A 6,609-nucleotide genomic window follows, 5' to 3' on the forward strand; every position below is an offset into this window, starting at 1 on the left:
CGCTGGACAAAGAAAAACGGCCTCTACAAACTTGGTTACAAACAACATACCCGCACCGATTCTGAAATCGCTTTCAGACGGCATTTCCGTATCAAGTGCGGTCGTTTTACAACCAGTTTTTTAGCAGCCCGCGAACAAATCGTTCAGCCCTTCGGCGATGGTCGGGTGGGTGAAGATTTGGTTTTTGATGTAGGTGGCGGGGATGCGGTGATCGATCGCCATTTTGAACAGGTTGATAATCTCGTGCGCTTCGGCGCAGAACAGGGTTACACCGAGAATTTCGCCGCTGTGCGCGTCCACCACGGCTTTGAGCAGGCCGTCGGTTTGGTTGAGGATTTTGGCTTTCGGAATTGCGTCGGCTTTCAGTTTCAACACTTTCACCTCGCGCCCCGATTGCTGCGCGGCGGTTTCGGTTAAGCCGATATGAGCGAGCGGCGGCTCGGTAAAGGTGGCGGTCGGGAACGGGGTGCGGTCGGCGCGGTTGCGTTTGCCGTCGCCGAAAAGCTGTTCGCGCACGATGCGGTAGTCGTCGAGCGAGATGTAGGTGAACATCGGGCTGCCCGCCACGTCGCCCATCGCCCAGATGTGGTTTTTGCCTTGCACGCGCAGATGGTCGTCAACGAGGATGAAGCCGCGCTGGTCGGTTTTGATGCCCGCGTTTGTCAGGCCCAATCCTTGCGTGTTCGGCACGCGCCCCACGCCCACCAACACCGCGTCGGCGGTAAATTCGCCTTGCGACGTGATGACGCTGGTGTCCGCCGTATTGTCGCGGAACGCTTCAATCTTCACGCCTTGCAACACCTTGATGCCTTTGCTGTTTAATACGCGCAGCATTTCTTCGGCGATGTCGCGATCTTCACGCGGCAGGAAGCGGTCGCCGCCGTCGAGAATGGTGATTTCGCTGCCGAAAGCGTGGAACATAAAGGCAAATTCCAAGCCGATGTAGCCGCCGCCGATGATGACGAGGCGGCGCGGGCGTTCGTTCAGCGCGAGCACACCGGTGCTGTCCAGTACGCGCGGGCTGTCTTCGCCCGCCACACCCAGGCGGCGCGGGGTGGCACCGGTGTTGATGAAAATGCGTTCGGCGGTAAGGGTTTGCTCGCCGCCGTCTGGGTCAGTCAGTTTGACCGTGCGATCGTCGAGAAACTCGGCGCGCGCGTTGAGCACGGTTACGCCGTCCAGATTGTCCAGTTTGGCGAAATTGGCGGCGCGCAATTTCGGAATCAGGGTGTTTTTCGCGTTCATCGCCGCCGCAAACACTGCCGCTTTGTCGGCGTTATGCCCGCGCTGCTCGCTCTCGACAATCAGTTTTTTGCTGGGAATACAGCCGATGTTGATGCAAGTGCCGCCGTACATCTGCGCCGACTGTTCCACCAGCACGACCTGCTGCCCGTGTTTCGCCAAATCTGCCGCCAGCGTTTTGCCCGCTTTGCCAAAGCCGATAATAAGATTTTGTGTGTGCATAATTTGTCTCTGTGAAATGATGGATTGCGCGCCAATTATAGACCTTATCGATTTATTTTTACATGAGACCTTTGCAAAATCCCCCAAAATCCCACCAAGACATTTAGGGGATTTTGGGGGATTTTGCAAAGGTCTCAGGCCGTCTGAAACCCGGAATTAGGTTTTCAGACGGCCTTTTTTGTTTTTCAGGCAGCTTTTTTGGAATGGCCGGCGGCATCTCAGACGGCCTTCCCCCACGCTTCCCCCATCATATCCACCAACGCCCGCACTTTGGGCGAGAGCTGTTTGCGGCTGGGGTACACCGCCATCACGGGCACGGGTTTGGGTTGGAAATCGGATAAAACGCTTTTCAGGCTGCCTGAATCGAGGGCGGTTTGCACCAGATAATGCGGCAGTTGCACGATGCCGAATGCGGACAGCGCGAGTTCCAGCAGGGCTTCGCCGTTGTCGGCGCTGAAGCGTCCGCAGCCCTGAAAGGCGGTTTCTTTGCCTTTTTGTTGAAAACGCCAGCGGCTGACGCGGCCGCCGTGTAGGAAATGCAGGCATTGGTGGCGTGCCAAATCGTCGGGGCTTTGCGGCGTGCCGTGTTGAACGAGGTAGCCGGGGGCGGCACAGGTGAGCATTTGCTGGCTGCCGACGGTGCGGGCGATCAGGCTGTCGCATTGGGGCGGATTGCCGTTGCGCAGGGCGAGATCGTAGCCGTCTGAAATCAGGTCGGCGTAGTCGTCGGTGAGCGAGAGTTCGATGCTGGTTTGCGGATAGCGGTGGAGAAAATCCGCCAACAGCGGCGGCAAGATGGTTTTGCCCAACACCAGCGGCGCGCTGATTTTCAGACGGCCTTGCGGCTCGATGCTGCGTTGGGCGAGGCATTGCTCGGCGTTTTCCAGCTCTTCCAACACGGCGGTGCAGCGCTCGTAAAACAGCCGCCCTTCGTCGGTGGGCGCAAGGTTGCGCGTATTGCGCTGCAAAAGGCGCACGTTCAACCGCGCTTCAAGGCGGGCGATGCGTTTACCGATGGTGGAACGCGTGAGCCCGAGTTGTTTGGCGGCGGCGGTAAACGAGCCGCTTTTTACGCTGGCGACAAAGGCGGTCATATCGTTGAGATTGTTGAGTTCCATAAATTTTTCTTGCGCAGATCGGGCATTTATGCCCGACAAATACAGGTAAATTTAAAAATGTCGGGCATCAATGCCCGACCTACATTTGGTATTTTCTTGCCCGAGATTAGGGAAGCACATTCCCGAATAAAACAAATATACTTCATCCCGTGCAAAAACTCATCACAAGGAGCAAAACAATGACTGCGCTGAAATTACCCGAACGCCTGCAAAACCATCGCGGTTTCGCCCGCACTTTCCAACCGGGCAAACTCACATTGGGCCTGATTGCGCCCTTCAAAGGCTATCCCGACAGCCCCGTGCCCGAAATGGACGACTTCGCCACCGTGATAAAAGCCGCCGACCAAAGCGGCATTGCCACGCTGTGGGTGCGCGATGTGCCGTTTTACGACCCGAGTTTTGGCGATGTCGCGCAGATTTACGACCCGTCGGTAACGCTGGGTTATCTCGCCGCGCTCACCCAAAACGTTGCGCTCGGCTCGGCGGGCTATGTGTCGCCGCTGCGCGAACCGGTGCTCACCGCCAAAGAAGCCGCGTCGGTGGAACAAATCAGCGGCGGCCGCTTCCTGCTCGGCTTGGCCAGCGGCGACCGCCCCACCGAATACCCCGCCTTTGCCTCCGATTTCAACAACCGCGCCGAACGCTACCGCGAAGCGTGGCAAATCATCCGCCGCCTGACGCAGGAAAAATTCCCCGCGTTCAATAGCGAACACTACGGCAGATTCAGCGGCAATTTGGACTTGGTGCCCAAACCCGCACACGGTTTGCCGATGCTCGCTATTGGCCGCGCCCGCCAAGAGCTGGAATGGATTGCCCGAGAAAGCGACGCATGGATTTGGTACGGCATCGCTCCCGAAAAACTGGGCGACATCGTCAACACGCTCAAAGAATTGGGCGACGGCGAAACCTGGAAACCCTTTGGCGTAGCGAATTTCGTCGAACTCTTGGAAGACCCGAACGCGCCCGCCGAGTTCTACAACAACATCTACCTGCGCGGCGGCGCCAAAAGCATCGTCGAGTTTTGGCAGAAACAGCAGGCCGACGGCGTGGCACACATTACCGTGAACTTAAAACCTACACGGCGCGGCGCGCTGGAAACCATTCAGGATTTCGCCGAAAACGTGATGCCGCATTTTGCGGTGTGAGATTTGGGGGTTTCAGGCAACCTGAAACGCCGTCTGAACGCCCCCTAGTCCTCCTTTATAAATGGAGGAGGGAACTTTTTAGGTTTTCAGGCTGCCTGAAATGCCGTCTGAAACCCTACGCGGCTTGGCAACGCTAGCGCGTGAAGCCGTAGCGCCTTATGCCAAAGCAGGTAAAGTGCGTTTTTATCAAAGTGGCGAAGAAGTCGTACCCGGAATGCGCTCGCGCCCCAGCCCCGGTCATACGCCTGGGCACAATGGCATCGAGTTCACTTCAAAAGGACAAACCATGCTGGTGTGGGGCGATTTGATGCACAACCACACACTGCAAATGCTTGATCCCGAAATCGCCATTGAGTTTGACAGCGACCCCAAACAGGCACGCGCCAGCCGCCAAGCCGCGCTCAAAGATGCCGCCACACGTAAAATCTGGATAGCTGGCGCACACATGCCCTTCCCCGGCATCGGACACATCCGTGCCGAAAGCAACGGCAGCTATACTTGGGTGCCGGTGGAATATACCCCGATCGAAATCGACGGCAAAGTGCAATAATTTAACAAAAACCGACCGCACTTTTCTTAGAGGAAGCCGTCAAATGACGGCTTTTTTGTGTTACGGCGATTTTCCTTTATAATACGAAAAATTTTTATGAATTAACAAAGGCTGGAATTATGGCAGTAGAAGCAGCTGACGGCGATTTATTGCACGTGGTGGTGTTATTGGGGGCGGCGGTAGTTGCCGTGCCGTTATTTAAACGTTTAGGTCTAGGCTCAATTCTGGGTTATTTGGCTGCGGGGCTGGTTATCGGACCCTTCGGATTAAAGCTCGTTACCGATTCCCACGCTATTTTGCATATTGCGGAATTCGGCGTGGTGATGTTTCTGTTTTTGATCGGGCTGGAAATGAAGCCGTCGCATTTATGGAAATTGCGTAATCAGATTTTCGGCTTGGGTACCCTGCAGGTGACGTTTTCCAGTCTGTTCCTTACCCAAATCGGGCTGGCTTACGGTTTTTCTTTAGTGATGTCGTTTATTTCGGCGGTAGGTTTTACACTCACCTCCACCGCAATGGTCATGCAGATTATGGACGAACGTCATGAAATCAGCACACCGCAAGGTCAGCGCATTGTCTCCATTTTGCTGTTTGAAGATTTGCTGATTGTGCCCATGCTGGCGATTGTAGCATTTCTAGCACCCGATAATCCCAATGCCGTTGCCGATGCCGTACCGCTATGGCAGAAAATCGGTGTTGCCGCGCTTTCTTTGGCAGCGTTGATTGCGACAGGTATTTGGCTGCTCAATCCGCTGTTTAAAATTCTGGCAAAATCCAAAGCACGCGAGGTGATGACTGCCGCCGCGCTGCTGGTGGTACTCGGTGCGGCTTATTTAATGGAGCTGGGCGGTCTGTCTATGGCGATGGGTGCGTTTCTGGCGGGAGTGCTGCTGTCGGAATCCGACTTCCGTCATCAGCTTGAAGCGGATATCGAACCGTTCCGAGGCCTTTTGCTCGGGCTGTTTTTCTTAGCTGTCGGGATGTCGCTGGATGTGGCAACGGTGCTCAATAACTGGAAGGTAATTCTTTCCGCCACTGTACTGATGATTATCTTGAAATGCCTTGCCATTTATGGAGTGGCGCGTTTTGCCAAAGCAAGCCATCGCACCGCGATACACCGCGCCGTACTGATGTCGCAGGGCGGTGAATTCGCCTTCGTATTACTCGCCTCCGCTGCCGTACAACGGGCGATTAATGCGGAAGTGCTAGCGAATATGACGGCAATCGTGGTGCTCTCCATGATTATGACACCCTTCAGCGTTATGCTGTTCGACCGCTGTTCCAAAGAACCCCCCGCAGCTGCGGCAGTGGATGATGTGGAAGAACATGCGGGCGAACTCAACGGCAACGTGCTGATTATCGGATTCGGGCGCATGGGGCAGGTGGTCAGCCAAATGCCGCTAGCCTACGGTGCCACCATTTCCATTCTGGACAACGATCCCGACACCATCAACGTCGCACGCGAATACGGTTTCAAAGTCTATTACGGCGAAGCCACCCGCGCCGACGTGCTGCATGCCTGCGGCGTAGAACACACCGACATCGTAGCGGTATGCGTGGACGACGGAGAAAGTGCGGTCAGAATTGTGGAAAATATTCATCATATCAACCCGAACGCCAAGGTGTTCGTGCGCGCCTGGGACAGACGCAATGCGCTGGCCCTAGTGAAAGCGGAAGCGGATTTCGTAGTGCGCGAAACCTTCTATTCTTCCATGAAAATGGGCGATGAAATCGTCAAGGCATTGGGTGCTAGCGTGCAGGAATTACGTGCCATACACGACAAAGTACGCGACGCCGACAAAGAACGCTTCGCTTTGGAAATTGCCGGCAAGGAATTTGAAGGGCGCAGATTACTGTTGGGGAATATAAAGAAAAATTCGTAAAATAGACCGCACTTTTGTAGCTGCAAGCGATGGAATTTAAGCGAAAAATTGCAAAAATTCCACCGCACTTTTTACGCCCGTTCGGAACGCAGGCGGTGTTGGCGGATGTTTTTCAGCAGGCGGAACAGTTCCGCCCACGCGGAGCGTTTCGGCTGCGGGGTGTTGCCTGTGCCGATGAGCTTCATTTGATAAGCATACCAGCCCAGTTCGAGAAAGCCGCCGAGCTTGCGATCGATGAATCCCAAGCCTGTGCGGACGGCGGGCAATTCCGCTTTTGCCAATCCGTCCGATAACATCCGTTGCGGCAAATCGGGAATGAGTGCAAATAGTATTTCAGACGGCCTTTTAAGGTTTCTACATCTATATTTTAGTCGGCGAACTGTTTTTTCATTCGTTCGCGTCGCTCTTGCGCTTCTACGGACAATGGCACAGCCTCTCCGATCCCGAAC

At 55.1% G+C, this 6,609-nt stretch carries 6 protein-coding genes; 3 read left to right on the forward strand and 3 right to left on the reverse strand.

Features of this window, described 5'->3' with window-relative positions; genetic code table 11:
- Positions 1-120: 120 nt before the first annotated feature.
- Positions 121-1,464: an FAD-dependent oxidoreductase gene (locus tag HMPREF2572_RS00025; protein ID WP_003755202.1), complete on the reverse strand. Its 1,344-nt coding sequence runs from the start codon at positions 1,462-1,464 to the stop codon at positions 121-123.
- A 218-nt stretch (positions 1,465-1,682) separates the two neighbouring features.
- Positions 1,683-2,582, reverse strand: coding sequence for a LysR family transcriptional regulator (locus HMPREF2572_RS00030; RefSeq protein ID WP_019269929.1), 900 nt, complete (start codon positions 2,580-2,582; stop codon positions 1,683-1,685).
- Positions 2,583-2,761: 179 nt separating this feature from the next.
- Between HMPREF2572_RS00030 and HMPREF2572_RS00035 the strand changes: the two genes are divergently transcribed.
- From HMPREF2572_RS00035 to HMPREF2572_RS00045, 3 genes are all read left to right on the forward strand, one after another.
- Positions 2,762-3,727, forward strand: a complete 966-nt coding sequence (locus tag HMPREF2572_RS00035) for a TIGR03571 family LLM class oxidoreductase (RefSeq protein ID WP_019269930.1) — start codon at positions 2,762-2,764, stop codon at positions 3,725-3,727.
- A 100-nt stretch (positions 3,728-3,827) separates the two neighbouring features.
- On the forward strand, positions 3,828-4,277 hold the full coding sequence (locus HMPREF2572_RS00040) for an MBL fold metallo-hydrolase (protein ID WP_246827724.1): 450 nt from the start codon (positions 3,828-3,830) through the stop codon (positions 4,275-4,277).
- A 119-nt stretch (positions 4,278-4,396) separates the two neighbouring features.
- Positions 4,397-6,160: a monovalent cation:proton antiporter-2 (CPA2) family protein gene (locus HMPREF2572_RS00045; RefSeq protein ID WP_070495236.1), complete on the forward strand. Its 1,764-nt coding sequence runs from the start codon at positions 4,397-4,399 to the stop codon at positions 6,158-6,160.
- A 71-nt stretch (positions 6,161-6,231) separates the two neighbouring features.
- Here the strand turns inward: HMPREF2572_RS00045 and HMPREF2572_RS00050 are convergent, their stop codons facing one another.
- On the reverse strand, positions 6,232-6,456 hold the full coding sequence (locus HMPREF2572_RS00050) for a hypothetical protein (RefSeq protein ID WP_148132247.1): 225 nt from the start codon (positions 6,454-6,456) through the stop codon (positions 6,232-6,234).
- Positions 6,457-6,609 lie beyond the last annotated feature (153 nt).

Source organism: Neisseria sp. HMSC064E01 (assembly GCF_001808875.1).
GTDB lineage: Bacteria > Pseudomonadota > Gammaproteobacteria > Burkholderiales > Neisseriaceae > Neisseria > Neisseria sicca_A.